This is a genomic window from Synechococcales cyanobacterium CNB, assembly GCA_030263455.1.
Taxonomy (GTDB): Bacteria; Planctomycetota; Phycisphaerae; order Phycisphaerales; family UBA1924; genus CAADGN01.
On record SZOZ01000007.1, the window covers coordinates 104848 to 130570 of the forward strand.

The window sequence follows — 25723 nt, forward strand, 5'->3', positions numbered from 1 at the left end:
GCGAATGGAACCCGCGAAACACTTTGTCGAAGCGGTCAAAGGCGATATCTTGATGCCGGGGGATGATTCGCCGCCGGGTTGCCGCTATCGGCCGAGCGCTCGCACGCCGGCCGCGAGGAGACGCGCCATGTTGCTCCGTTCGCTGATCGTCTCGCTTCTGGTCGCATGCCTCGCGCCGTGCGCGGCGTGGGCGCAAGGTGAGGGCATGCCCGGAGAGCCGGTGCGCTACGACGGCCAGAAGGTCGTGCGGGTCGAACCACGCACCGCTCGCCAACTGACCGCGACGGTCAACCTGGCGACGTCGACTTGGTCCGAGCGGGTGGGACTCGGCCCGATCGAGGTGATGGTGACGCCGGACGCGATCGAAGCCCTGCGCGGGCTCGGCCTCGATCCGGTCGTGCTGGTCGAGGACGTGCAGGCGCTCATCGACGCGGAGCGCGCCGAGATCGAGCGACGACGCACACTGCGCGACCTCACGTGGTTCGAGAACTATCGGACCAACGCCGAGTTCCTCGCCTACTGCAACGGGCTGGTGGCGGAGTTCCCCGCGATGGCCTCGGTGAGCACGATCGGCCAGTCGCTCCAGAACCGCCCCATCGTCGCGCTGCGCGTCACCGGCACCGGCGGGCAATCGCCCAAGCCGCAACTCATCTTCAACGGCTGCCAGCACGCACGCGAATGGGTCAGCCCGATGACCGTGACGTTCATCGCGGACCAGCTGCTGCGGCAGTACGGCGTGGACCCGCGCGTGACCGACCTGATGGACCGCTTCGAGTTCCTGATCGTGCCGATCGTGAACCCGGACGGGTACGAGTACTCCTGGAACACGGACCGCATGTGGCGGAAGAACCGCCGCCAGAACAGCGGCGGCACCTGGGGCGTCGACCTGAACCGCAACTGGGACATCAACTGGGGCGGCGAAGGATCGAGCGGCAGCGGGTCGAGCGAGACCTACCGCGGCACCGCCCCGTTCTCCGAGCCGGAGACGCAGGTCGTACGTGACTACATCCTCGCCCAGCCGCACGGACGCGCCCACATCGACTTCCACAGCTACTCGCAGCTCATCCTCTACCCGTGGGGCTTCACGAACGCGACCCCCCCCGAGCCGGACAACTCGAACTTCGTCCAGATGGGCGCACAGATGGCCGCCGCGATCAAGGCCGTCCACAACCAGACCTACGTCCCACAGCACGCCATCGAGCTCTACGCCGCCTCCGGCATCATGTCCGACTGGACCTACACCGCAGGCCTGTACGGGTTCACGATCGAACTCCGCCCCACCTCCGGTTTCCCCGGCTTCCTGTTGCCCCCGGAAGAGATCATCCCAACCGGCGAGGAAAACTTCGCGGCCATTCTCACGCTCGCCGAGGCGATCAGCGATCTGCCCGCCACGATCTCGCTCCCCAACGGCGCACCTTCCTACGTCGAGGCGGACGCGCCGACGACCCTGTCCGTGCGCGTCGATCCGGGCGGGGGCGTGGTGATCGCCGGCTCGGAATCGGTGTGGACACGCACCACCACGGGCGGATTCACGCAGGCCGCGCTGACGCCCACGGGCGGCAAGGCCTACGACGCCATGCTCCCCGCCGTCGCCTGCGGACGCAGCGTCGAGTTCTACTTCACCGCGGAACTGGCCGACGGCTCGACGCTGACCTACCCGTCCGGCGGCGCGAACGACCCGTTCTCGGTCGAGGCGCGGAAGGTCATCTTCGCCGACGACTTCGACGCCGACCGCGGCTGGACCGTCGGCGCGCCGGGCGACAACGCCCCGCGCGGCATCTGGGGTCGCATGGCGCCACAGCAGACCACGAGCAACGGGCAGATCGTGCAGCCGGGGTGGGTCGTTGTGGGGCAGAACTGCTTCGTCACCGACGGCCGGGCCGGCAGCAGCGCGGGATCGTGGGACGTCGACGAGGGCAAGACGACGCTCCTCAGCCCCGTGCTCGACCTCTCCGACGCCGCCGAACCCGTGGTCTCGTACTGGCGGTGGTACTCGAACCACGCCGGCAACGGGCCGTACTCGGACGTCTTCGTCGTGGACATCTCCAATGACGGCGGCGCGACGTGGACGAACCTCGAAACCGTCGGGCCGACGGGGCCGGAAGTCGAGGGCGGGTGGTACTTCGTGCAGCACGCGCTGAGCAGTGTCGTGGAGCCGACGGCTCAGGTGCGCCTGCGGTTCGTGGCGTCGGACTACGACCCCCAGTCCCTCGTCGAAGCGTGCATCGACGACTTCCGCGTGCTCTCCAGCTGCCCCGGCCGACCGGGCGACTACAACGGCGACACCGTCGTCGACACGCTCGACTTCCTCGCATTCCTCAACGACTGGGTCGCCGGCAACCCGAAGGCCGACTGGAACGGCGACACCAAGATCGACACGCTCGACTTCCTCGCATTCCTCAACGACTGGACGCTCGGCTGAGCCGGGCGCGATCCGCGACGCCGCGCGTACACTCCTACCGTGAACGAACGAACGGAGGACGCGCCATGGACACAAGGACGCTGATCGGCCTGCTCAACGACGACCTCGCGCACGAGTATGCCGCCGTGATCCAGTATCTCACCTACGCCGCGCGCGTGAGCGGCCCGTACCGCCCCGAACTGAGCAAGTTCTTCATGGCAGAAGTGCCGGACGAGACGGGGCACGCGCAGATTCTGGCGAACAAGATCGTCGCCCTCGGCGGCGTGCCCACGACTTCGGCACGCCCGGTCCCGGTCCCCGACGGCAACCGCGCGATGCTCGAAGCCATCCTTCAAGCCGAGAGCGACGCCGTGCGCCGGTACACCGAGCGCGCCCGCCAGGCCGAGCAGGCGGGGGACAAGGGACTCCAGGTCACGCTCGAGGACATGGTCCGCGACGAGACCGACCACCGCGACGAAACGGCGCGCATCCTGCGGGAATGGCCCCTCTGAGCGGACGCCGCCGACGCCTACCATCCGTCCATGAGCGACGCCTCGCTGCGCGACATCGTGCGGGCGGAACTGCCCGAACTCGTGGCGATCCGCCACGACCTGCACCGGAACCCCGAACTGGGCTACGAAGAAGAACGCACCAGCGGCGTCGTCCAGCGCGAACTCAAGGCCGCAGGCGTGGCGTTCAAGGCGGGCGTCGCCCGCACCGGCGTCCTGGCGCACCTGCCCGCCACCGAACGCACCGGCCGGCCCGCCGTCGCGCTCCGGGCGGACATGGACGCGCTGCCGATCGTCGAGGCGACGGGTCGGCCCTACGCATCGTGCCGACCCGGCGTCATGCACGCCTGCGGACACGATGGGCACACGACGATCCTCATCGGCGCGGCCCGTGCGCTGGCACGCCTGCCGCGCCGCCCGAACCCCGTCACGTTCTTCTTCCAGCCCGCCGAGGAGGGCGGTGCCGGTGGTGAACGAATGTGCGACGAGGGTGCGCTCCTCGGCGACGAAGGGGGAGGCATCGGCCCGCGCGTCGGCTCCATCTTCGGCCTCCACGGCTGGCCGCAACTCCCCCTCGGCGTCGTGGCGACCAGGCCAGGCCCGCTGCTGGCCGCGACCGATGACTTCGTCGTCAAGGTCCGGGGCGTCGGCGGGCACGCCGCCTTCCCGCACCTCGCCCGCGACCCCGTCGTCGCCGCGGCGCACGCCGTGACCGCCCTGCAGACGCTCGCCTCCCGCAACACCAGCCCACTCGACTCGGTCGTCTGCACCGTCGGACGCATCGCGGGCGGGAGCGCGAACAACGTCATCCCGCCCGAGGTCGAACTCGTCGGCACCGTGCGCACGCTCCGCGCCGAAACCAGGCGCATGGCACGCGGACGGTTCTTCAGCATCGTCGAGGCGACGGCCGCCGCCTTCGGATGCCGTGCCGAGATCGACTGGCAGGACGGATACCCCGCCACCGTGAACGACGCCGCGCTCACCGAGCGGTTCTTCGCCGTGGCGCGCGACGGGCTGGGTTCGGAGCGCGTGACCCTCGCCCCCGAGCCGGTCATGGGAGGCGAGGACTTCAGTTACTACGGCCGGCACGTGCCGTCGTGCTTCTACATGCTGGGGCTGCTCGCGCCCGGCGCGGACCCGGCCGCCGTGCCGCTCCTGCACCAGCCGGAGTTCGACTTCAACGACGGGGCGATCGCCACCGGCGTCGAGATGATGTGCCGCCTGGCGCTCGCGGAGTGAGACGGAGCATCACTCTCCCTGTGCAGCGCCCGCTCCGGCATTGATCTCGTCGAGCAGCGACACGGCCCGACGAAGGTGCGGGATCACGATCGAGCCGCCGACGAGCAGCCCGATGCCAAGCACGTCCCAGATCTCCCGGTCCGAGACGCCCTCCTCCTTGCAGCGGATGACGTGGTACGCGATGCAGTCGTCGCAGCGCAGCACCAGCGACGCGGCGAGTCCCGCGATCTCCTTCGTGCGCGCGTCGAGCGCCCCGGGCTTGTAAGCCTGCGCATCCAGCCCGAAGAAACGATTGATGACCGTGTCCTTCTGCTCGAAGATACGCGCGTTCATCTTCTCACGAAAGGCGCGGAACTCCGCGAGGCGGCTCGGTTCGCTCATGGCGCTTCCTGTCGGCTGGGCGTGCGAGAACGACCGAAGCCTACCGGCCGGCGGCCGGCAGGGCGACGCGCAGCCCATGGTCCGCGCCGTACACCGACCCCGGCACCGCGGGCTGCCCGAGCAGGCTCAGGGCCAGGTTCGCCGCGTCGCCGTTCCGGATCGGCTGCGGGTCGACGCCCGCGTCGGGTCGGGCAAGACCCGGGTCGCGGCGCGTGTCAGCGTTGAGCTCGTAGAGATCCGCTCGCGGAGCGTCGTCGCCGGTCCAGACGAAGAACGGAATGACGTAGTTGATCCACATGTGCGCGCGCAGGTGGCTCTTGAAGGGCGCGCCCCCGCCGTGGTCGGCCGTCAGGATGATCGCCGTGCGGCCCGCCAGCCCGTCGAGCGTGCGTGCCGCGTCGAGCAACCGCGCGACCTGGCCGTCCGTCTCCCGGACGCTGCGCAGGTACGGGCTGCCCTCGGTCATGTCCCAACCATGGTCGTGCCCAACGGAATCTGTGTGCGAGAAATGAACGAAGAGGAGCGATCGCTCCCCCGCGTGCCGAGCGAGGAACGCGAGGGCGTCGTCGCACACCCCCTCAATGGTCTTTGAGCGGCTGTAGTGCTCGAGGGTGTTGCGGCTTTCGCTCGCACGGGAAGGTGGCTCGCTCTCATCGCCATCGGTCTCGCCCCAACTGCGAGCGTAGAGGATGAACTTTGACTTGTTGGCGACGAGGCCGGTGCGTACGCCGGCCGCCGCGGCCACGTCGAAGACGCTGGCGACGTACTCGCCCTTGCGGGTGTGCAGGTTCTCGCCGGTGGGCGGGTCGTCATTGTCGGTCCAGCCGTGGCCGCGCTCGCCGAGCGTCGGGCGGCCGGTGAGCATGGCGGTGTGGTTGGGGAGGGTGATGGTGTAGTCGGGGTCGGTGCGCGCGTTGAGCGTGCTGGAGGCTGCCATGAGCGTGTGCAGGGCCGGCGCCTGTCGCGGCGTGAGCATGAGCAGCGCATCGCTCCGCAGGCCATCGACGGAGATGACGATGACGTGGTCGAACGCCCCTGCGCCTCTCGCACCCTGCGCGGGAGCTTGCGACGCCATCACGAGGCATGACGCGATCGCAATCCACACGCGAGCAACCATCCCGACGGTTCGAATCATGAGCAGCCCTCGCCCGTTGCAGGATGGTACATCCTTCGATCGCCCACGACCCCCGCCCCGCGTGTTTGTTCTTCGTGAAGATGCGCCGCCGAACGGGAGCGGCGGCATCGCTCTTGAGGGCGGCATCGGCTCATGCCGGCGGGCGCGAGCCGGACTCGGCCAGCAGGCGCACGACCTCGTCGTCGGTCGTCTGGGAGAAATCGTCGTAATACTGGCCGACGGCGTAGAAGCCGATCGGGACAGCCAACGCGACGACCTCGTCCGCGTCGCGGCCGAGCGCGCGAACGGACTCGGGCGAGGCGACGGGAACCGCGAGCACGACGCGCGCCGCACCGGCGCGGCGCGCCGCCCGAAGCGCGACCAGCGCGGTCGATCCAGTGGCGACGCCGTCGTCCACGACGATGACCGTACGCCCCGCGATCGGGACGGCGGCCCGTCCGGCCCGGTAGATCGCCTCGCGCCGACGGACCTCGTCGAGCTGCCGCCGGGCCTCGGCGCGGACGTACTCCTCGGCCGCGCCGGTCTCGCGCAGCGTGCGCGGGTCGAGGTGGACCTGCTCCCCGCCCATCTCGCACACCGCACCGAGCGCCAGCTCGGGCGAGAGCGGCGCGGGAATCTTGCGCACGACGAGCACGTCCAACGGCGCACGAAGCGCGGACGCGACCTCCGCGCCAACGACCACCCCCCCCCTCGGCAGCGCGAGCACGACCGGCGCCTCGCCCGCGAACCGGACGAGTTCGCGGGCCAGCGCCCGCCCCGCGTCGCGCCGGTCGCGGAAGCGCATCAACCCGCCTCCCCGGCGCGCACGAGATGGCCGGTGAACCAGTCGCACGCCAGCGCGGCGACCAGCCGCTTCTCGCAATGGAGCGAGGCGTACGCGATCTCGTTGAGTGGGATGCACGCGTCGTCGAGCGAACCGACGATCAGCAGCGTCGGAGCACGCACGCGCGCCAACGCGTGCCCCGCCAGGTCCGGGCGGCCCCCGCGCGACACGACCGCGCCGACGCGGCGCTCCTCGGCGGCGGCGATCAGCGCGGCCGCAGCGCCGGTGCTCGCGCCGAACAGACCCACGGGCAGCGTCGCGGTGAGACGAAGCCATCGCGCCCAGTCGATCGCGCCGCGCAGACGCAGCGCGAGCAGGCCAACGTCGAAGACCAGCCGCCGGTGCTCGGCCTCGGCGGGCGTGAGCAGGTCGAAGAGCAGCGTTGCGAGGCCCGCTCCGTTCAGCGTGCGGGCCACGGCGGCGTTGCGCGGGCTGAGACGCGAACTCCCGCTTCCGTGCGCGAAGATCACCAGCGCGCCCGCGCCGTCGGGAACCGTGAGCAGCCCCGGCAGCTCGGCATCCGGCGTCCGGACGTACACGTCCTCGACGGCCATCGCGCGACCTCCGTTGTCATGGTACACCCAGGCTCAGGCCGCCGCGCTCACCGCACCGATCCCGGGCACGACCGCCGACGCGGGCACGTCCGGAACGAGCCACGGTCGCAACACGCGCCGACCGCCCGCGCCCAGCCGCTCCGCCGCGTCGAGCATCGGGCCGGGCGAGAGCGTGCCGATCACGACCGCCTCGGCATCGTCGTGCCGCTCGACCGTCCGCACGCCGAGCTCGTCGATCGCGCGACGCACGACCCACTCGTTGCGGCCGGACTCCGCGACGCACACGCTGCGGAACGGGCGCGAAGCGAAGGCGGCGTGCAGCGCCTCGCGAGCGTGCGCAAGCCCGATGAACCGCTCCCAGATCGGCCCCCGCATCGGCGTGCGCCGCTGATACGCGATCGTGCGGCGAAGGTCGCGCAGCCCTTCCCCGATCCCCGCCTCGGCTCGCTCCGTGCGGGCGATCGCGCGGTAGCGAGCCCGGACACGACGCAGGTCGGCGCGGCGCTCGTGCTCCGGCGCGTAGCGCTGCGTCACCCACGCCGTGTTGCGCACCAGACGGGCGAGAATGACGTTCATGTCCCGCCCCTCGCCGGACTTGTGGTGCTGCACGCGGAAGGCAGGATCGAACTCCACGCGCGCGCCGGCGAGCAGGAACCGCGCCGCGAGGTCGTACTCCTCGGCGTAGTAGTGGAAGCGATGGTCGTAGCCGCCGGCACGAAGGAACGCATCGCGCCGGATCGCCACGCCGCAGCCGATGAACACCTCCGGCAGCCCGCCGGACTCGCGCCGCCCGAGCGCGGGCAGGTGGATGTCCGCCATCACGGCCGCCGTGTCGGCGCCGCGCGCGGCGAGCGACCGGGCAATCGCGTCCAGGTCCGCACCGGGTTCGGGGTGCGAGTCGTCGTCGAGCATGACGATCCAGGGCGAGGAGGCGGCGCGCACGCCGGCGTTGCGAGCCGCCGCGCCCTCGTTGCGCGGACGAACGAGCGCCACGACGCTCAGGCCGTTGGCGAGCGTGCGCGGCACGCGGACCGGTTGTTCGGAGTCGTTATCGACGATCACGACCTCGCCCCCTGCGCAGGGCGGCAGACACGCCCCGAGCGCGTCGAGCGTGGCCAACAGGCGGGCATGGCGGTCTCGCGTGGGCAGAACGAAGGAGAGAGCGTGCGATGAAGCGACGAAGCGACGAAATGGCGAGGCGGTCTGAGGCACGCTTTGCATGATCGGCTCCGCTCCCTTCACGCGCTCCGCGTGCGATCCCCCCTCCGGCTCACGACGCCGCGCGCACTCGACCCGTCACCACGCGAACGGCGTCCGTCCCCGCCCAGGCGAGCCGTGCGGCGAGCAGGCGCGTCACGGACTGCCGAAGGTCGCTCAGGCCGAGGGGGGGGTTCCCGAGCCGCTGGGCGTGGACGGCCGCCGACGCCGAGCCGAGGAACGCCGCGCCGATGAGCGGCGCGCCGGCGCACAGCGCGAGCGTCGCCGTGGTGAGCAGCGCGTCGCCGCATCCCAAGGCGTCGATGGCGTGCGGCGTCATCGCGGGGACGTGCTCGCCGCGCACGCGCGGGCGGTACGGGTCACCGCCGGGCGTCTCCGCGTCCGGAAGCCGGTCGAACGCGATCAGCCCCTCAGGCCCCATCGTGACGATCGCCGCCCGAGCACGGGTCTCCTGCATCAGCCTCCACGCCGCGACGGGCAGGCCCTCGTCGTGCATGGCGTAGGCGTCGCGCAGTTCCGCCTCGCTCGGGCACGCGAGGTCGATGCGGCGCATCGAGCGCAGCGCGTGCCGACGGCCGCTCACGTCGCCCGCAAGCACGCCCGCCAGCGGTCGCAACGCGCGGCACAGCCCGCGAACCATCGGCGGCGTGAGCAGCCCGAGGCCGAAGTCCGCGATGATCGCACCATCACACCCACCGCACTCGGCCGCGGCCTCGCGGGCCAGTTCGATCAGAGCATCGTGCTGCCGGGCGTCGAGCGTCGGTTGAGGCACCAGGTCAAGCTTCATCACTTTCTGCACGCCCACGAGGAATCGCTGCTTCTCCGCGATCGGAGCATCCGTGTCGATCGCCCGGACCTCAACACCCTCGGCTTCAAGACGAATGCGCAGTTCTTGCGCGATCGAGTCCTCCCGCGGCAAGGCCGTGATGAGGATGGGCCGAGCACCGAGGGCGGCCGCGTGACGCGCGATGACAGCCGCGCCGCCGTCGTACGCGCGACGCTCCACCGGCCGCAGGGTCATCACAGGGCTTTCACCCGCGACCTCGGGACGGTCGCAGAAGACATAGGTGTCGAGGATGGTCTCCCCCACCACCACGAGCCGCTTGTCCCGCCAGCCGGACATCACGCCGGTGAGCGCGGCGACATCGAGTTCGGGGCGTGCCGCGAGTTGGGCAAGGCGTCCCTGAAACGGGTCGGCAGAAGCCGCCAGCGCCTCGATCAGGGCCGTGGAACTGAACACCACGTCGCCGGAAGTGAAGACGACTCGACCCCCCGCTCGCTCCACCGTCTCGCGCTCCGCCCTGAAGCGGGGATCGTCGTTGAACTCGTACTCCCGGCCCTTGACGTAGACGTCCGGCTGCACCGCCGCGAGCAGCGGCTCGGCTGTCGCGTGCGTGTCCACGTACACCCAGTCCACGCAGTCGAGTTCGGCGAGGTTCTCCGCCCTGAGTTCCTGCGGGATCAGCGGCCGTGCCGCGCCCTTCGAGACCCCAGAGTCGCCCGTGATCGAAACCAGCAGCACGTCCCCCAGCGACTTGGCCGAACGCAGGTGACGAACGTGCCCAGGATGCACAATGTCGAAGCACCCGTGGCAGTGGACGAGCCGACGCGCAGCGTCACGGAGGGCCTGACGGCGCACGAGCAGGTCCGCGAGCGTGAGGACCTTATCGGCCGGGCGGGAGGCAAGACGGGGCAGGGTGTCGCGCATCGCGACGTCTATCGGCCGAGCGTGGGCGATCGGCCCAGCGAGGCACGCCGGCGCGGAAACTGCGTTCGGCCGCCGGGGCGGGTCGATACACGCCCGATGCCGCCCGACCCGACCCAGGGACGACTCACACGCAACGATGTCATCACGCTGGGCAGGAGCGGCCGCCCGTGGGAGTTCCTCCCCATCGCTCTCCAGGCCCTCGAAGTGGTGCCGTCCGACGCGGGCATCCGGTTCCTCGCGGCGGCGAACTTCGCCCGGCTCGGGCTGATCACGCCAGCCCGGGAGATGCTCGACGCGCTCCCCCAGCACGCGCAAGGCGACTCGGACGTCGCCGACCTGCGACGGGCGATGAACTCCCTGCCCGACGATCGTGTGCCCCACGCCGAACGGCTGGAGACCTGCCGCGACAACGCCGCCGCCATTCGCGGGACCGACCTGGCGGCCGCGATGGACGAGTGGGCACGCTCCCTGCCCCGCTGGGATTGCTTCCGAGCCATCGACGGCAACATCGTGCGGCGGCGACGCGACGCGCGCGGAGCGTCGGCCTGGGTCGGGCTGAGCGACCAGCGGACCGTCGCGGCACGCTTCGCCCAAGCCCAGTTGTCGAAACTCGGATTGTTCCCTCGCCCTCTCGCGATCGAAGGCATGGACCCGCCGTGGGTCTTCATCGCGGTGTATGACGGAACGCCGCCGAACGTGGTCGGGTATCGGCCCCGCGTGTGCGTGCTCCAGGCGGACCCGGCCGAACTGCTCGACGGGCTGTCCGTCTGCGACCTGCGCGATCGCCTGGCAGACCCGCGCGTCGCGGTGTACGCGGGCGCGGATGGCGTAGCGCGCTTCGAGCGCGACGCCGGCGCGCGGCTGGACGTGCAGGTCGTGCCGGCGTTCGTCCCGCTGCACGTGGTCCGTACCCGCTTCGCCCAGCCCCCGACGGAGGCGTTCGCACGCCTGACGCGGGCGCAGGCCGCGGAGTTCGAGCGCGTGCGCGACGAGATCGGGAGCGTGTACGCCGGTCGCGACGCGGTGTGGTGGGCGCGCCGCTGGGGCGAGGCCCGAAGGGGGGGGCGGCCGCTGCGCGTGCTCATCCCCACGAGCCGGTACTCGACGTTCGTGCGCCACGCCGCCGAGGGGTTGGCTCGCTGCCTCCGCAACGAAGGCTGCCGCGTCCAGGTGCTGGCCGAGCCGGACCCTTGCGCGATACTCACCACGGTGAGCGTGCTGCGCGCGGTGCGCGACCTGGAACCGGACCTGATCGTCATCATCAACTACACGCGATCCTCGTCCTACGACGGGCTGCTGCCGGCGAACGTGCCCCTCGTCTGCTGGGTGCAGGACGCGCTGCCGCACCTCTTCGACCGCCGCGTCGGCGAGGCGATGGGGCCGCTGGACTTCGTGGCCGGGCACGTGCACGCGAGTTTCATCGAAAAGTTCGGGTACCCGCGCGAGCGGACCCTGCCCTCGCCGGTCGCGGCGGATGAGTCGAAGTTCCACGCCGGCCCCGTCGAGCCGTCGCTGCTGCGCGAGCACGAGTGCGAGATCGCCTACGCGACCCACCAGAGCGAGCCGCCGGACGCGCTGCACGCGCGGCTCGTCGCGGACGCGGCCCGTGAAGGCGCGACGACGACGCGCCTGTTCGAGGCCGCGTGGCCGATGGTCCGAGCCGCCGCGGCGCACCCCCTCGCGGGTAGCCTCGTGCGGTCGCTCCGCCTCATCGCCGAACGCGCCGTGCGCGAGACCTTCGGCCGCGACGACGACACCCTGTCCGCGCTGCTGCGACACCAGTACGTCATGCCGATCGCAGAGCGCATCGTCCGACACCAGGCCGCGCACTGGGCGGCCGAGGTGTGCGCGCGGCGCGGCTGGCGGTTCCGCCTCTACGGCAAGGGTTGGGACAAGCACCCCACGCTCACCGAGTTCGCTCGGGGCGAACTCGAGCACGGCGACGCACTGCGGGCGTCGTACCGGGCCGCCGTCGCCCACCTGCACGTCTCGCCTGGCGCCATCGTGCATCAACGCGTCATGGAGTGCGCGCTCTCGGGCGGCGTCGCGCTCTGCCGCATGACCGCAGACGCCGTCGCCCCCCTGCGGGCGCGGGCAAGGGCGGAACTGGTCGAGCGCGGCGTGAAGCCGGTCGCCCAACGCGACGACGCGGTGGGCTTCGCTTGGACGGACAGCCCCGCCGCGCTGGCGGCGTGTGCGCTCATGCAGCGCATCGGGATGGAGCCGGGGCCGTGCTTCTGGATCGGACGGGGCGCCCTCGAACGCACCCGGCGCGGCCAAGCCCGCGAGGTCGAACGCGAGTCGGACCCGGCCTGGCTCCTGGGCGACCCCGCTGCCCTCGGCTTCGCGTCGCCGGACGAACTCGAACGGCGCATCGAGGCGTTCATCGAGCGGCCCGACCTGCGCGCGGCGTGGTCCGCGCTCGTGGCGGGGCGCGTGCGGGCACGCTGCACGCAGACCACCTTCGCCCGCCGGATGCTGCGAATGGTCGCGGACTCGCTCGGCGCGGAGAACGAGCGCGATCTCCTCCGAGTCGGGGAGCGCGCGGCATGAGCCGGCCGCACGTCGCCGTCGGGCTGCATCGGGCCCACCGCGTGAGCGGAGTCACGGTGTCGGGCTCACGGCTGGCGCGCCTGCCGTCCTGCCCCGTCACCCCGATGATCGTCGGCGCGGGCGTGACGATCGACGACGCGAACGCGACGCCGCTGGCGGGCGCGCCGGGCCTCTCGCTCTGCGCGTGGTCCGAAGGCGCGGACCCCGCGGCGCAGGTGAGCGCACTGCGGAGCGCGCTCCTCCACGCGGGCGCTCGCGTCGTCCTGCCGAACGACCTTGTGCAGGGATTTGTGGCGTGCTCGCTCCTGAGGCATCGAGGCGTGCGCTGCGCGGCGTGGTGCCACGGCAACGACCTGCTCGCACGCGACCTCTACGAGCGATGCCTGCCCTTGGCCGACGCTTGGCGAGCCGTCAGCGGATCGGTCGCACGCACGATCACGGCCAAGGAGGGGGGCACCCTCCCGTGCCCGATCGACGTGCCTCCCGCACCCACGCCCCCGAACGCCCCCGGGCCGCTGCGGCTGCTCTTCGCGGGGTGGCTCGACGGGATGAACAAGCGCGTGCTCGACCTCGGCACGCTCGCGGAGCGCCTGCACGACCGGGGGGTGGCGTTCGTGCTGACGGTCGTGGGCGACGGGCCTTCACGCGCCGGGCTTGAGCACGCCCTGCGGATGCACATCGCGGCGGGGCGGGCGCGGCTCCTCGGCCCGCTGCACCTCGACCGCATGGCGGACCTGCACCGGGCGCACGATGCGCTCGTCCTGGTCAGCCGCGCTGAGGGGTGGCCGCTCGTGGTCATGGAGGCGATGGCCGCCGCCCGTGCCGTGGCCATCACCACGGGGTGCGGCGGCGCCGCGGAACTGCTGCGCGACGGCGTCGAGGGTGTCATCGTCCCGATCGGCGCAATGGACGAGATGGCCGGAAAACTGGCCGCCCTCGCGCAAGATCGCAACATGCTGGTCCGCATGGGCGAGGCCGCGCACGCCGCCGCCCGCCGTTCGCTCGATACCCGCGTGCTCGAACCGCGGCTCGCGGCGTTCTTCGACGAGGCTGCGCGAACGCCAGAGCGCTCCGACGATCGCTCGCCCGATGCGATCGCCGCACGGTGGGGTCGCATGCTCGGCGCGCTCGAACTGCTCGGAGAGTGTTCACCCCGCTCCCTCCGCGCGCTCGCAAGGTCGTGGCTCGATGATGTGGGACTCCCGCCGCGGCGCGAAACCAGGGACGGCATCGAACTCGAACCCGGCGTGACGCTCTCGCTCCGCCTGCCGGACCAGCCGACGACCGCCGACCGCCTGCTGCTGGACGCCGTCGAGCGCCTCACTCACCGCGGTGCGGCACGGATCGCGCTCTACGGCGCGGGCCGCCACACGCGTCGCGTGCGACGGGCCGTGGAACGCTCGCCCTCCATCGTGGCGATCATCGACGACCGCGCAGGGGAGGCGAGCGGCCCGCCTCCGACGCTCTTCGGCAGGCCGGTGGTCACACCGTGCGAAGCCTCACGCCTCGGCGTCCAAGCGGTGGTGATTTCAAGCGACGAGCACGAACCGCTGCTGCTCCGCCGCGCGGGCGAGTGGGCGGGCGAGCGACCGGTCGTCCCGCTCTACGCCTTGGCCGGGTAAAGCACGCTGATCGAGTCAGGCAGCGTGCGGCACCGGCGTGTGCGATGCACGGTGCGGCTCCCCCTCGTTCTCGCCGTACAGCCTCCAGACGACGACGCCGCGTTGCCGGTGCGGCAGCGAGACGCGCCACACCACCTCCTCCGCGCTGTCGGTGGAGATCAGGACGTGCTCACCCGGTCGGAGCGCGGCGGGGGGGGCGACGGTGAGGCCGTGGCGGGCATGCCCCGCGAGACGGTCGTCCACCAGGCCCGCGATCTCGACGCCCAAGTCGTGGGCGTGCGCCAGCAGCCACGCCGTGTGCGCACCCGCCCCCCAGAGTCGGACCCGGCGAACGCTCGCGGCACGCAGCATCGCGCCGACCTCGCGCACCCGGCTCCGCCGGCACGCATCCATGGCGGCACGCTCGACGGGCGGGAATCGCCACCCCAGCCAGAGCCAGGCGAGCAGGGCCTCGCGCGTCGGGACGCGGGCGCGCAGATGGGCGGCGAGAGCCTCGGCCGAACGCGCCGGGCCGTCGTTGCACGCCATCGCCTCGGCGAGCGCGCCGGCGACGAACCCCGGATCCCCCGCCGGCAGCACGCTCCACCACGCGGCCAGCAGCTCCGCCGCAGCGCGGGCCTGTTCCACGGACGACGCGAACGCCGACGTGCCTGCTCGCTGGCGGTGGGTGTAGAGCGTCTCGGGTACCGCCGCTATCGGCGCTATCGCGACGAGGCGAAGCCAAAGGTCGTAGTCCTGGGCACGCGAGCGACGCGGGTCATACCCGCCCGCTGCCATCACCGCCGAGCGACGCATCACCATCGACCCGTGCGCCAGCGGGTTCTCCAGCAGCAGCCGCCATCGCATCTCCTGAGCATCGGTCGGGGGATGGACGGTCGCTGTGATGCGCCCCTCGGCGTCGATGATATCCCACGCGCACCCGACCGCAGCCAGCCCCGGCTCCGCCTCCAGACGCGCGACCTGCACCGCCAGGCGGTTTGGCGGGCAGGCGTCATCACCGTCCATGCGCGCGATCAGGTCGTGGCGGGCGTGCAGCAGGCCGGCATTCAGCGCGGCCGAGAGGTTTGCGATCGGCCCGACGCGAATCACTCTTGCGCGAGGCTCCGATGCCGCAAGCCCGAACGCAAGCCGTTCTGTCGCCGCGTCGGAGCCGTTGAGCAGGACGAGGATGTCCAGGTCCGCGACGGTCTGGCGGGCGATGCTGGCGAACGCCTCGGAGAGCCGGGCGGAGTCGGTGGCGACCGGAAGCAGCACGCTGACGGGCGGCATGGGGGTGTCATCGGATGTCGCCCCGCCACGGGGCGAGAAAGGCAATCCCGCGAGAGGCGGGGGGCCGATCGGCCGATAAAGCGTGTCGGACGGGCATGGCTGCGCGCCGACCCGCCGGAGGACGCCGTGCAGAGCAGAGTCGCCGACGCCATGGTCTTTGTGCTCAGCGAGGGAACGCCTCTCTCCGCCTGGCGCGACCTCGGGTTGCTCGAACGCGAGTGGTCCCTCGTCGAGCGGCTGGCCGCGGCGTTCGAACGGCTCATCGTCGTGAGCGACGGCGGGCCGCAGGACGCCGAGATCGCCCGCTCGCTCCCTTCCACATGCCCCCTCGAATGCGTCTGCAACCGCGACGGGACCGAGCGAGCGGCGTGGCGGGCCGAGGCGGCACGGCTGACGACCGCCGCGGCCTCCGGGTGCGCGTCCGCCTATGTGCGCACCAACCAGTTCGCCTCGGGCGAGCAAGCCCTGGCGATCGCGGCACGACTGCGGGAATCAGGGCTGAGGATCGGACTCGCGGCGCGGGGGGGGTACCTCTGGTCTCGCTTCGAGGCCGCCGAGCACGGGCCGGAGTCGCGCATCGCGGCGGAGGTCGCGTCGCGCGAGGGCGAGATCGTGCGCGGCGCGGACGTCGTGATCGGAACCTCGCCGCTGATGCTGGACGAAGTGTGCTGGCGGTACGGCGTCGCCCGCGAACGGGCCGTGCTCATCCCGAACTTCGTCATCGACGACGAGCCGCCCGCGCACGCGAGCGAACGGGAGCACGGCACGGTGCTCTATGCCGGGCAACTGGTGGCGCGCAAGCGGGTCGACGTGCTGATCGAGGCCGCGGCGAGGATGGCCGCGCCGCGCGGGCCGCTCGTCCGGCTGGACGTGGTGGGTGAGGGACCGGAGGAGGGCACGCTGCGGTCGCTGGCGAAGCGCCTCGGCGCGCCCGTGCGCTTCGAGCCGCGCATCCCGCACCGCCAGCTGCTCGCACGCATGCGCCGCTGCGCCGTGTACGCGCAGGCCTCGGCCTACGAGGGGCACCCCAAGACGGTGATCGAAGCGATGTGCGCCGGCGCGCCCGTCGTAGTCGCAGCCGCCCCGGGGCTGGATGCGCCCGTGGAGACGGGCGTGACGGGACTCTGCGTGCCGGGCGACGCCGAGAGTTTCGCCTACGCGATCGGCGAACTGCTGCGCGACGCGGACTGGAGCGAATCGCTCGGGTCCGCCGCGGCGGCGAGCGTGCGCCAGCGGCTCGGGCTGCGGGCGACCTTCGAACGCGAGATCAAAGCGGCGCGGATGGCCATGGCGGGCACACGCTCGGCGACGACCGCTCCGACGCCCGTGCGCTGGGACAGCGCGCTGCTCGGTGAACCCGCGTGCGCCGATGCCTGGACGCGGAGCCTGCGCGGGTTCGCGGACCGGCTGCCGCCCGATCGCCGCGCCGCGTTCCTCGACGCCATCGGGCGCGAGGTCCGATCGCTGCGCACCGCACGCGACCGCTCGACGGAGGAAGCGGCATGACGACAGCGACAAGAACCAGGCCCGTGGTTGTCGATGCGGGCACGCCGGCACGCGACCCCACCGACTTCGGCCTGCCACACGGCTACCGACAGGGCGTGCGCAACGAGAGCCTCGACCACACCGGCGAATACCCGGACTACTGGCACCCGGCGCGGCTGGCCATGAGCGGACGCTACCAGCGCCACGTCTACCGCTGGGCCGCGTGCCTCGTGCTGCGGCGCGGACTGCGGAGCGTGCTGGACGTCGGCTGCGGCCCGGGCACCAAACTCGCCGAGTGGATCGAGCCGGTCTGCGCGGACGCCGAGGGGATGGACCAGCCGAGCGCGATCGAGATCGCTCGCACGCGATGCCGGCACGCCCGCCTGCACCCCGTTGACCTCGAACGCCCCGCGATCGAGGCACGGCGCACCTTCGATCTCATCCTCTTCGTGGACGTCATCGAGCACCTGCTCGACCCGGACCCGGCGCTGGCGATGATCCTCGCCTTCGCGCACCCGAGCTCGCTCGTGCTGGTCTCGACGCCAGACCGCGACCGGGTGCGCGGCCGCGCCTGCCGCGAGGCGGTGAAGCGCGAGCACGTCCGCGAATGGTCGCGGCGCGAGTTCCTGTCGTTCCTGCGGTCGCGCGGGCTTCGGCCCGTGCGCAGCCGCCTGGTGCCGCAGGACGATCGGCCCGTGCGCTCGTGCCTGCGCGGCGAGGCCGCCTTCCGGCTGCACCTCGCGGATCGGTCCGAGTTGCGATGCCACGCCGTGCTCTGCCGGGTCGATGCCGCGCGACGCGCAACCGCGATGAACGGAGGCGACCATGCGGATCGCCGCGATCTCTGACCTCGCGCCCGGGAGCCACCGGGCCTACGCCATCAACGTCGTGAAGACCTGCGGCGGGTTCGTGCGCCTCGGGCACGAGGTTGCGGTCTTCTGCCGCCGGCCGGAGCGGGGCTGGAGCCTCGCCTCGGCCGCGAACGCCTACGCCGAGCCGCGCGTCCGCTTCGAGTGCGCCGACCTGCCCGACCAGCGCGACGAACTGCTCGTGAACGGCGCGTACCTGCGCGAGTTCGCGGCGTGGGCCGCCGAACGCATCGCACGCGAAGGGTACGACCTCGTCTACGCACGCCACTGCCGCGGCGCGCTGGCGTGCGCCGAGCGCGGCGTCCCGACCGTGCTCGAAACGCACCTCGACGCCGACGGCGATGCCCTCGGCGCCATCTCCGCCCTGCGCGCTGTCGGACGACACGAGCGGCCCATTCTCGCCTGCGCCACGATCTCGACCGTGCTCGCCGAGAAGTACACCGCGCTCGGCGCGGCGGCCGATCGCGTGTTCGTCGTGCCGGACGCGGTGGACTCCGACCTGTTCACGCCCCCGCACGACACCGGCGCCTCGCCCTACAACGCTTGGCCGGGGCCGCACGTCGTCTACGCCGGGCACCTCTACGCCTACAAGGGCGTCGGGACGCTGCTGCGGGCCGCGTCGCTGCTCGACGGCATGACCGTCCACTTCGTCGGCGGCGCAGACCCGGACATCCTCGCGGCGCGACGGTCCGCGGTCTCGCTGGGGCTGCGCAACGTGGACGTGCGCGGGCGCGTCGCGTTCTGCCGCGTCCCGCCGCACCTCTGGCACGCGGACGTGCTCGTCCTGCCCCCGAGCGCGAAGCACCCCTCCGCGGCGTGGACCAGCCCGGTCAAGCTCGGCGAGTACCTCGCGTCGGGCCGGCCGATCGTCGCCTCGGACGTCCCCGCGCTGCGCGCGCTCGTGCGCGAGCCTGCGGTGCGCTGGTTCACCCCCGACGATCCGGGCGACCTGGCGCGGGCGGTGCATGGCGCGCTCGCCGAGTCCGACCGCGAGGCCGCGGCCCGCGTCGAGTCCGCACGCGCCCTCGCCGAACGGTACTCCTATGCCAACCGTGCCCGCGCGATCCTGCGCGCCGCCAGCGCGGGCGAAGGGGCCATGGCCGCGTAGCGGGGACCGGGTCGCTCGCTCCGGCGTGCACCTCGACTCCACTCATCCACAGACCATCGGCGCCCGACAGCAGCGTCGAGGTCTCACCCCATCCGCTGTCGGCCCCGCACGACGCCCAGCGTGAACCCGCCGACAAACTTCGCGGTTCCGCCAGCCAGACCGGAACTCGGCGTCGCACTGCCCTCCGGACCCCCGCAACAGAGACCAAGGAGCAACCCATGCGCACGCATCGTTTCATCGCCACCCTCCTCGCCGGCCTCGCCTGCGCCGCCGCCCTCGCCGGGCCGATCGACCCGCCCGCAGGCCCGGTCACCAGCACGATGAAGCCCCTCGACGTGGTCGAGCCTCGCATCCCGATCGGCCCCGCCACCACCCCAGGCGACAACGACGCTTCGCCCAGCCTCTACAAGATCACCCAGCCAGGCTCGTACTACCTCCTCGGAAACGTCCAGGGTGTCAGCGGCAAGATCGGCGTCGAGATCGCCGCCTCCAACGTCACCATCGACCTCGCCGGCTTCACACTCCAGGGCGTCAACGGCTCAAACTCGGGCATCCTCGTAACCTCGCTCCAGTCGGGAATCACCATCCGGAACGGCACCGTCAACGGCTGGGGCGAGTCGGGCATCGACGCCACCAAATCCTCCGCCGCTCGCATCGAGTCCGTCACCGCGACGAACAACGGCGGGACCGGGATCACCACCAGCAATCTCGCTGTCATCACCGGGTGCATGGCGCGCCAGAACGCCTTCACCGGCATCTCCGCGGGCAGCGCCGTCACGATCAGGGACTGCGCCGCGGACGACAACGGTACTTCGGGCTTCTGGCTCGGCAGCGCCGCCACGCTCAACGGTTGCACGGCGCGGAACAACAACGCCTACGGCTTCGAGCTGAACGACATCGCTTCCGCCAACAACTGCATCGCCACGCACAACAAGGCGACGGGATTCATCGCGGGCTACGGCTCCAACTATTCCTCCTGCACGTCCGCGTACAACACCATCGACGGCTTCTGGTGCAACTTCGGCTCGATGGCCACCAACTGCTCCGCCTACCAGAACGGCCGCGACGGCTTCTACGTCTCGTGCGGATCCGTCACCAACTCCCAGGCCACCATGAACCAGCGCGACGGCATCCGACTCGACATCGGCAACTCCACCGCCACGGGCAACACCTGCTTCCAGAACGGCCTCGGGAACTCCGGCGCGGGCATCCGCGCCGTCGGTGCCTCATGCCGCATCGACTCCAACCAGGTCGTCTCCAACGCCTTCGGCATCCACGCCGCCCCGGACTGCATGGTCGTCCGAAACACCGCCCGCGGCAACACCACCAACTACTCCTTCCCCGTGGGGAGCGAGTACGGCCAGATCATCACCAACCCCGGCAGCGGCTTCAGTTCCACCAACCCCTGGGCGAACTTCGCGTACTGAACCGCGACCGCACCCGAACGCAGGAGCTCCCCATGAGCACTCGCACGAAGCGCTCTCTCCCGGCAGCCGCACTCGCCGCCGCAGCGCTCGCCTCACCCGCTCTCGCCCAGACCAGCAACGTCTCACCCATCCACAAGTGGTCCTGGTGCGAGAACGCCGGCTGGATGAACTGGCGCGACGCCGGCTCCCCCACCGCCTCGCAGGGCGCAAAGGTCCACGCCACCTTCCTCTCCGGATTCGTCTGGAGCGAGAACCTCGGCTGGATCAACCTCGGCGACGGCACCCCAGGGCTCGGCGACCGCTACGCCAACACCCACGGCACGGACTTCGGCGTCAACATCACGCCCGACGGCTCACTCGACGGACTTGCCTGGGCCGAGAACGCAGGCTGGATCAACTTCAACACCAAGCCCACCCTCCTCGTCCACAACCAGCACGCCCGACTCGACTCCGCCGCAGGGCGCTTCCGCGGCTACGCCTGGGCGGAGAATGTCGGCTGGATCAACCTTGACGACGACGAGCACTACGTCGCCGTCATCTGCGCCGCCGACTGGAACGCCGACGGCCCCGTCAACACCCTCGACTTCATCGCCTTCCTCAACGACTGGGCAGCCAAGGAACCACGCGCCGACGTCAACGGCGACGGCACGATCAACACCCTCGACTTCATCGCCTTCCTCAACCTCTGGGCCGCCGGCTGCTGACGACACTCGCCGTGAACCCCGCGCCCCGACGAGTCTGGAGAGGGGTAAGCGAGGCCCGGAGGCCCACTCCGGGCCTCCGCTGTTGCCGGGACACGGCGACGACGCCGGAGCCGTCAGTAGCGGCGGACGACGCCGCGCACGATCCCCTGCACCTGGCAGTGCTTGACGCGGATCGGCTCGAACTGCGGGTTGGCGGGCTGGAGCCGGACGTGGTCGGACTCCTTGTAGAACGTCTTGAGCGTGGTCGAACCGTCGGGCAGAAGCGCAACGACACGATCGCCATTCGAGGCCGTGTCGCGCCGTTCGATGAGAACGTAATCGCCGTCGAGGATGCCCTCGTCGCGCATGCTGTCGCCCTCGACCTTGAGCGCGAAGGTGGAGCCGGTGCGCGAGGCCTGGCAGAGCAGGTCGCCGAGGTCCACCTCATCGATGTCGGGGACTTTCTCGATCGGGTACCCCGCCGCGATCTTCCCCACGAGCGGGAAGCGGAGCGGCCTCGCCTCGTCCGGCACCGCGATGCCGTCAGCGATCGACAAAGAGCGTGCCTTGTTGGGTTCGCGCACGAGCGCACCCTTCTTGATGAGCGCCTCGACGTGCTCGAAGACCGTGACCTTGCTGACGCCGATCTCGTCGGCGAGCTCCTGCATGGTCGGGGAATAGCCATGCCGGATGCGCCAGTCGCGGATCAGCTGCAGGATGCGGAGTTGCTTGGGCGTGAGATTCATGGTTGTGGTCCTCCACCATGAGGGTGAGCCGGCGCGCGGCGCGCTCGACATCCGACGAACAGGAAACTTCCAGTCCCGCGCACGACGCGGCGCGGAACGACTCTGCCATCGAGCGGAGCAAGGCAGCCTGCAAACCGATCGCCGACGCCGCCGCCAGCAGAAGCCCGGATGCCGCAACCGGCGAACGCAAGGACTCGCTCGTGCAGGCGTCGCGCCGGATCAAGGTTCCCGAGCCGGTCGGGTCGGGCAGGTACTCGCACTGGAACTCCCCGCCCGGACCGAACCGGAGCAGCGGCGCGTTGCGACGCGGGTGGGTGACGGTCCAACGACGGGGTGCAAGCAGGTTCAGCACGGCACGGCTCCGCGGTACGCGGCGAGGGCGCCGCGCGCCCCTCCGGACGCGCCACGCCGAGATGACTGGGCCTCCGACCCGAATAAGGTGCCATGCCGGACTCCCCGACTGGCCTGCCGGACTCCGAACCGACAGCCCCAACAATCGACCGACAACCGGATCGGGCGAGAAAGTTTCCCGTCCGATGTTCGGTACAAGATAGCCAATCAGGTTCCACACGGCAAGCACAAAATCGGAAGTCCCTGTCAGAACCGGTTGTGGGGCTGTCAGGGGGGTGCGGCCGTCGTTTCAGCAGGGTCCGAGAGCCGTTTCATGCAGCGCGGAAAGTGCGCTGGGCCTCCGAACCCGGGGTTGGGAAAGCGAGATCAGGTCAGCCGTTCGAAACGGCTGCCCACGCGACGCACCCGCCCGGCGATCTCCAGCATCGTGAGTTCGACGCGAAGGTCCGCAGCCGACAGGTCCGTCAGGGCGACGAGTTCGTCGGTCGAACGCGGCGTGCCCAGCGCACCGACGATCCGTTGCTGACGCTCGCTCAGGTTCGGCGCTGCCGCCGGCTCTGGCTCGAACAGGCCCGCCGCGGGGTCCGCAAAGCGCGGAGCATGGGTGCCCGCTGCGAGGTGGCGCGCCGCGGATTCGAGGGTAGCCACGACGTCCGCTGGGCCCGTGACCAGGGCCGCGCCGCCGCGCTTGATGAGGTCGTGCGAGCCGGCGCTCGCGGGCGAATCGACCCGCCCGGGCAGCGCCATGACCTCACGCCCCTGCTCCTCGGCGGCGTGCCGGGCCGTGATGAGCGCACCGCTCCCCTCCGCTGCCTCGATCACGAGCACGCCGAGACTCAGGCCCGAGATGATCCGGTTGCGGCCTGGGAAGTTCTCCGGCGTCGGCACGACGCTCATCGGCAGTTCAGACACGATCGCCCCGCGCCCGTCCGCGACCTTGTCGTACAGGGGAGCATTGTCGGGCGGATAGGCGTGCACCAGCCCGCACCCGAGCACAACGATCGTCCGGCCCCCCGAACGCAGTGCTCCCCGGTGCGCCGCCGAGTCAATCCCACGCGCGCCGCCGGATACAACCGTCAGTCCGTTCGAGGCAAGAACGCCCGCGAATCGCTCGGCCTGCTCGACGCCGTACCCCGTGCAAGCCCGTGACCCGACGATCGCCACCGGAAAGGCGTCGGCGTCCGCCGACCGAAGCACCCCCCGCACATAGAGAACGGGCGGAGCGGCGGGGATGGCGGCGAGCAACGGCGGGTACCCGTCGTCCCCCAGAGCAAGCATCGAAACCGAATGCCGCTCGGCGAGTTCGAGTTCGCGCTCGGCGAGCGACGCGGATTCCCTGAGGCCACGCGCGATGATGGTGGAGGTGCCGGCGCCGATGCCCCGAACACGCTCGAGTTCGCGCGGCGAGGCGTGGAGGGCACGCTCGGCCGTGCCGAAGGTTTCGAGGAGGCGTGCAACGAGGACTGGGCCGAGGCCCGGCGTCATGGTGAGACGAAGGAGGTCGAAAAGCCGGGGTGAGACGGCGGGCATGGGGCGGAGTGTACAGACCGCCTTGCTCCCCACCAGCGGCCCCGCGCGACGATACACTCCCCCGGGCAGGCCAACGGACGGAGCCGAAGGCGATGATCACCCCATTTCAGATCGTGCGTGCGTGGTGTGGCGGGGTCGCGGCTACGGCGCGACCGCGCGGAGCGGTGGCGGTCCAGGCCGTCGGCGTAGCGCTGCTGCTCTCGCTCGTGAGCGTGTCGTGCCAGACGACGCCGCGGGCGTCGAAGGCTGCGGCGGGCGTGGAGCCGGACGTGCGCGTGCGGATCGTGCGCGAAGCGCCGTCCGTGCGGATCGCGGGGCCGGCACAGGTCGCCGTGCGGACGGTCGGCTCCTTCGGCGAGTGGATCGGCACGACGCCTCTGGACCTGCGCGCCGAGGCGGGCGTGCTCGTCGCCAAGGACGCGGCAGGCGTGGAACGACGCTTCGATCAGGGCGCGCCGGTCGAGGTGCGAGCGGTCGTCCCGGCACGTACCGCCCGCGCCGCGGGTTCACGCCAGCCCACCGAGCCGGACCTGCTCGTGGACAACCGGGCCTTTCCGGGCACGGTCGAAGTCCACCCCCGCACAGACGCGGGCGAAGGCGCGATCGACGTGATCAACGTGACCACCATCGAGTCCTACCTCCCCGGCGTGCTCACGGGGGAACTGCTCGACAACTGGCCGCTCGAAGCGTACAGGGCACAGGCGGTCGCGGCACGGAGTTACGCCCTGCACGAACGGGCACGGGCGCGCCTTCGCGGCCGCGCGTTCGACCTCGAAAACACGGCGCGGAACCAGGTCTTCGCGGGCCGGACCCAGCACGAGGCCGCGGTGCGCGCGGCGCGCGACACCCGCGGCGAGGCCCTCACCGTCGGCGGCGACGTCCTGCGCGCGTACTACTCCAGCACCTGCGGCGGACGGCCCATGGGAGCGGGTTCCATCTGGCCCACCAGCACGGGGTGGGAGTTCAACGGCGCGCCCCCGCTCCAGGTGGATGCGCCACGGGCGACCTTCTGCGAGTCATCGCAGGCGTACCGATGGCAGGTCACGCGCACCGTCGAGGATGTCTCCAAACGCATCGCGGCGTACGGAGCGGCGAACGGGCTGTCAATCAAGGCGCTCGGGAACGTCCGCTCGATCGTGCCCGTCGAGGTGAACGCGGCCGGCAGGCCCGTGCAGTTCACCATCGCGGACGACAAGGGCAAGACCTACAAACTCAACGCCGAGCACCTCCGGCAGGCACTGAACCACCCCGCCGAGGGGCTGCCCGCCCCGGAACGCGCCGCACAGGCACGCTCGGGAGACGTCGAGTTCGAGATGCGTGCACGCGAGATCGTCATCCGCGGACGCGGGTGGGGACACGGCGTCGGTGCCTGCCAGTTCTGCATGAACGGCATGGCTCGACGACACTGGGACTACGGACGGATGCTCGCTCACTTCTACCCCGGAGCACGCCTCGAGCGACTCTACTGAGTGCTGCTCATGCGGAGGCGCGGAGGGAAAGAGGAAGTCTCAGCGATGGCGCCTGCAATGCCGCAACCCAGGTCCCCGGACGAGAGGCCGTGGACTCGTCACACGCGAGACGACCGTCCCACCCGCTCTGTCAATCTTTCCCCTCCGCGTCTCCGCGCTCCCGCGTGAGACAGCCCCTCTCAGCGAACGACGTCCGTTCGCTCCAGCCGGTAGTAGATGAAGGTACGGTCGGTCGTCGAGAAGAGCAGCCTGCGCTGGCGGTCAAGGGTCGTGCGCGGCTCCTGCGGCCAGCCGTCGAGCGCCGTGCGCGGATGCGGCTCGCGCAGCGCGAGAGCCGAGTCGCGCCGCCTGCCGGCCTGCGCGAGATCCACCGGCGAAGCCTCGGCCACCACGCGACCGGGCAGGACGGCCTCCCAGGTGGGATTCGGCGCGGGCGCGGGGAGAGAGGCACGGCGCGCGGAAGAGGTGGACTCACATCCCAGGCCGGCGGCGGCGACGCCGATCGCCAGGACCGCGGGCGCGATGGGGACGCTTCTCTTCCTCACACCCGCCATGGTACAAGCGGCGTGCCGCGGATCGAAGGGGATTCGCGGGCAATGTGACGGGGTCGCGGCGGCCAGCGTGTTGACGCGGGGCAACGCCG

At 71.3% G+C, this 25723-nt stretch carries 21 protein-coding genes; 11 read left to right on the plus strand and 10 right to left on the minus strand.

What is annotated here, in order from left to right; all coding sequences use genetic code 11:
- The first annotated feature begins 4 nt into the window (after window positions 1-4).
- From FBT69_08355 to FBT69_08365, 3 genes are all read left to right on the plus strand, one after another.
- A complete protein-coding gene (locus tag FBT69_08355) occupies window positions 5-2422 on the plus strand; it encodes a hypothetical protein (protein MDL1904802.1) in 2418 nt (805 codons plus the stop codon).
- 65 nt (window positions 2423-2487) lie between these two features.
- Entirely contained in the window at window positions 2488-2913 is a 426-nt protein-coding gene (locus FBT69_08360) for a ferritin-like domain-containing protein (GenBank protein ID MDL1904803.1), read from the plus strand.
- A gap of 30 nt (window positions 2914-2943) precedes the next feature.
- Window positions 2944-4149: an amidohydrolase gene (locus FBT69_08365; protein MDL1904804.1), complete on the plus strand. Its 1206-nt coding sequence runs from the start codon at window positions 2944-2946 to the stop codon at window positions 4147-4149.
- Window positions 4150-4158: 9 nt separating this feature from the next.
- On the opposite strand, the gene FBT69_08370 is transcribed toward FBT69_08365, so the two are convergent.
- Genes FBT69_08370 through FBT69_08395 form a run of 6 tightly spaced genes read right to left on the minus strand, consistent with a single transcriptional unit; the run spans window position 4159 to window position 9968 of the window.
- On the minus strand, window positions 4159-4530 hold the full coding sequence (locus FBT69_08370) for a carboxymuconolactone decarboxylase family protein (protein MDL1904805.1): 372 nt from the start codon (window positions 4528-4530) through the stop codon (window positions 4159-4161).
- A 40-nt stretch (window positions 4531-4570) separates the two neighbouring features.
- A complete protein-coding gene (locus tag FBT69_08375; GenBank protein ID MDL1904806.1) occupies window positions 4571-5791 on the minus strand; it encodes a hypothetical protein in 1221 nt (406 codons plus the stop codon).
- A 4-nt stretch (window positions 5792-5795) separates the two neighbouring features.
- Window positions 5796-6449 carry a phosphoribosyltransferase gene (locus tag FBT69_08380; GenBank protein ID MDL1904807.1) on the minus strand — a complete coding sequence of 218 codons (654 nt, stop codon included), beginning with the start codon at window positions 6447-6449 and terminating at the stop codon, window positions 5796-5798.
- Complete coding sequence (locus FBT69_08385; GenBank protein MDL1904808.1) at window positions 6449-7042, minus strand: alpha/beta hydrolase; 594 nt, start codon at window positions 7040-7042, stop codon at window positions 6449-6451. Before FBT69_08385 ends, FBT69_08380 begins: the two co-directional genes overlap by 1 nt.
- A 33-nt stretch (window positions 7043-7075) precedes the next feature.
- Window positions 7076-8263: a glycosyltransferase gene (locus FBT69_08390; protein MDL1904809.1), complete on the minus strand. Its 1188-nt coding sequence runs from the start codon at window positions 8261-8263 to the stop codon at window positions 7076-7078.
- A 49-nt stretch (window positions 8264-8312) separates the two neighbouring features.
- Window positions 8313-9968, minus strand: a complete 1656-nt coding sequence (locus FBT69_08395; GenBank protein ID MDL1904810.1) for a hypothetical protein — start codon at window positions 9966-9968, stop codon at window positions 8313-8315.
- A 96-nt stretch (window positions 9969-10064) separates the two neighbouring features.
- Between FBT69_08395 and FBT69_08400 the strand changes: the two genes are divergently transcribed.
- Window positions 10065-12521 carry a hypothetical protein gene (locus FBT69_08400; protein ID MDL1904811.1) on the plus strand — a complete coding sequence of 819 codons (2457 nt, stop codon included), beginning with the start codon at window positions 10065-10067 and terminating at the stop codon, window positions 12519-12521.
- A complete protein-coding gene (locus tag FBT69_08405; protein MDL1904812.1) occupies window positions 12518-14143 on the plus strand; it encodes a glycosyltransferase family 4 protein in 1626 nt (541 codons plus the stop codon). Before FBT69_08400 ends, FBT69_08405 begins: the two co-directional genes overlap by 4 nt.
- A 15-nt stretch (window positions 14144-14158) precedes the next feature.
- Here the strand turns inward: FBT69_08405 and FBT69_08410 are convergent, their stop codons facing one another.
- Complete coding sequence (locus FBT69_08410; GenBank protein MDL1904813.1) at window positions 14159-15412, minus strand: glycosyltransferase; 1254 nt, start codon at window positions 15410-15412, stop codon at window positions 14159-14161.
- Window positions 15413-15538: 126 nt separating this feature from the next.
- Between FBT69_08410 and FBT69_08415 the strand changes: the two genes are divergently transcribed.
- The 5 genes from FBT69_08415 to FBT69_08435 all read left to right on the plus strand — a co-directional run bounded on the left by FBT69_08415 (window position 15539) and on the right by FBT69_08435 (window position 21005).
- A complete protein-coding gene (locus FBT69_08415; GenBank protein ID MDL1904814.1) occupies window positions 15539-16918 on the plus strand; it encodes a glycosyltransferase family 4 protein in 1380 nt (459 codons plus the stop codon).
- On the plus strand, window positions 16915-17745 hold the full coding sequence (locus FBT69_08420) for a class I SAM-dependent methyltransferase (protein MDL1904815.1): 831 nt from the start codon (window positions 16915-16917) through the stop codon (window positions 17743-17745). The genes FBT69_08415 and FBT69_08420 overlap by 4 nt, the downstream gene beginning before the upstream one ends.
- Window positions 17723-18874, plus strand: coding sequence for a glycosyltransferase family 4 protein (locus tag FBT69_08425; GenBank protein ID MDL1904816.1), 1152 nt, complete (start codon window positions 17723-17725; stop codon window positions 18872-18874). The genes FBT69_08420 and FBT69_08425 overlap by 23 nt, the downstream gene beginning before the upstream one ends.
- A gap of 218 nt (window positions 18875-19092) precedes the next feature.
- Window positions 19093-20301 carry a right-handed parallel beta-helix repeat-containing protein gene (locus tag FBT69_08430; protein MDL1904817.1) on the plus strand — a complete coding sequence of 403 codons (1209 nt, stop codon included), beginning with the start codon at window positions 19093-19095 and terminating at the stop codon, window positions 20299-20301.
- A gap of 32 nt (window positions 20302-20333) precedes the next feature.
- Complete coding sequence (locus FBT69_08435) at window positions 20334-21005, plus strand: hypothetical protein (protein ID MDL1904818.1); 672 nt, start codon at window positions 20334-20336, stop codon at window positions 21003-21005.
- Window positions 21006-21118: 113 nt separating this feature from the next.
- Here the strand turns inward: FBT69_08435 and lexA are convergent, their stop codons facing one another.
- Together lexA and dprA are read right to left on the minus strand one after the other, a co-directional pair.
- Window positions 21119-21781: a transcriptional repressor LexA gene (lexA, locus tag FBT69_08440; protein ID MDL1904819.1), complete on the minus strand. Its 663-nt coding sequence runs from the start codon at window positions 21779-21781 to the stop codon at window positions 21119-21121.
- A 666-nt stretch (window positions 21782-22447) separates the two neighbouring features.
- Window positions 22448-23611, minus strand: coding sequence for a DNA-protecting protein DprA (dprA, locus tag FBT69_08445; GenBank protein ID MDL1904820.1), 1164 nt, complete (start codon window positions 23609-23611; stop codon window positions 22448-22450).
- 92 nt (window positions 23612-23703) lie between these two features.
- Here dprA and FBT69_08450 point away from each other — a divergent pair, with 92 nt between their 5' ends.
- Window positions 23704-25080, plus strand: coding sequence for a SpoIID/LytB domain-containing protein (locus FBT69_08450; protein ID MDL1904821.1), 1377 nt, complete (start codon window positions 23704-23706; stop codon window positions 25078-25080).
- 179 nt (window positions 25081-25259) lie between these two features.
- Here the strand turns inward: FBT69_08450 and FBT69_08455 are convergent, their stop codons facing one another.
- Entirely contained in the window at window positions 25260-25625 is a 366-nt protein-coding gene (locus FBT69_08455) for a hypothetical protein (GenBank protein MDL1904822.1), read from the minus strand.
- Window positions 25626-25723 lie beyond the last annotated feature (98 nt).

Bases quoted from the DNA above. Each gene is read 5' to 3' on its own strand.
- FBT69_08385 (MDL1904808.1), bottom strand. From the start codon at position 7,042: ATGGCCGTCGAGGACGTGTACGTCCGGACGCCGGATGCCGAGCTGCCG.
- FBT69_08370 (MDL1904805.1), bottom strand. From the start codon at position 4,530: ATGAGCGAACCGAGCCGCCTCGCGGAGTTCCGCGCCTTTCGTGAGAAG.
- FBT69_08395 (MDL1904810.1), bottom strand. From the start codon at position 9,968: ATGCGCGACACCCTGCCCCGTCTTGCCTCCCGCCCGGCCGATAAGGTC.
- FBT69_08435 (MDL1904818.1), top strand. From the start codon at position 20,334: ATGAGCACTCGCACGAAGCGCTCTCTCCCGGCAGCCGCACTCGCCGCC.
- lexA (MDL1904819.1), bottom strand. From the start codon at position 21,781: ATGTCGAGCGCGCCGCGCGCCGGCTCACCCTCATGGTGGAGGACCACA.
- FBT69_08390 (MDL1904809.1), bottom strand. From the start codon at position 8,263: ATGCAAAGCGTGCCTCAGACCGCCTCGCCATTTCGTCGCTTCGTCGCT.
- FBT69_08420 (MDL1904815.1), top strand. From the start codon at position 16,915: ATGACGACAGCGACAAGAACCAGGCCCGTGGTTGTCGATGCGGGCACG.
- FBT69_08430 (MDL1904817.1), top strand. From the start codon at position 19,093: ATGCGCACGCATCGTTTCATCGCCACCCTCCTCGCCGGCCTCGCCTGC.
- FBT69_08450 (MDL1904821.1), top strand. From the start codon at position 23,704: ATGATCACCCCATTTCAGATCGTGCGTGCGTGGTGTGGCGGGGTCGCG.
- FBT69_08365 (MDL1904804.1), top strand. From the start codon at position 2,944: ATGAGCGACGCCTCGCTGCGCGACATCGTGCGGGCGGAACTGCCCGAA.
- dprA (MDL1904820.1), bottom strand. From the start codon at position 23,611: ATGCCCGCCGTCTCACCCCGGCTTTTCGACCTCCTTCGTCTCACCATG.
- FBT69_08405 (MDL1904812.1), top strand. From the start codon at position 12,518: ATGAGCCGGCCGCACGTCGCCGTCGGGCTGCATCGGGCCCACCGCGTG.
- FBT69_08425 (MDL1904816.1), top strand. From the start codon at position 17,723: ATGCGGATCGCCGCGATCTCTGACCTCGCGCCCGGGAGCCACCGGGCC.
- FBT69_08410 (MDL1904813.1), bottom strand. From the start codon at position 15,412: ATGCCGCCCGTCAGCGTGCTGCTTCCGGTCGCCACCGACTCCGCCCGG.
- FBT69_08360 (MDL1904803.1), top strand. From the start codon at position 2,488: ATGGACACAAGGACGCTGATCGGCCTGCTCAACGACGACCTCGCGCAC.
- FBT69_08375 (MDL1904806.1), bottom strand. From the start codon at position 5,791: ATGCCGCCCTCAAGAGCGATGCCGCCGCTCCCGTTCGGCGGCGCATCT.
- FBT69_08355 (MDL1904802.1), top strand. From the start codon at position 5: ATGGAACCCGCGAAACACTTTGTCGAAGCGGTCAAAGGCGATATCTTG.
- FBT69_08400 (MDL1904811.1), top strand. From the start codon at position 10,065: ATGCCGCCCGACCCGACCCAGGGACGACTCACACGCAACGATGTCATC.
- FBT69_08380 (MDL1904807.1), bottom strand. From the start codon at position 6,449: ATGCGCTTCCGCGACCGGCGCGACGCGGGGCGGGCGCTGGCCCGCGAA.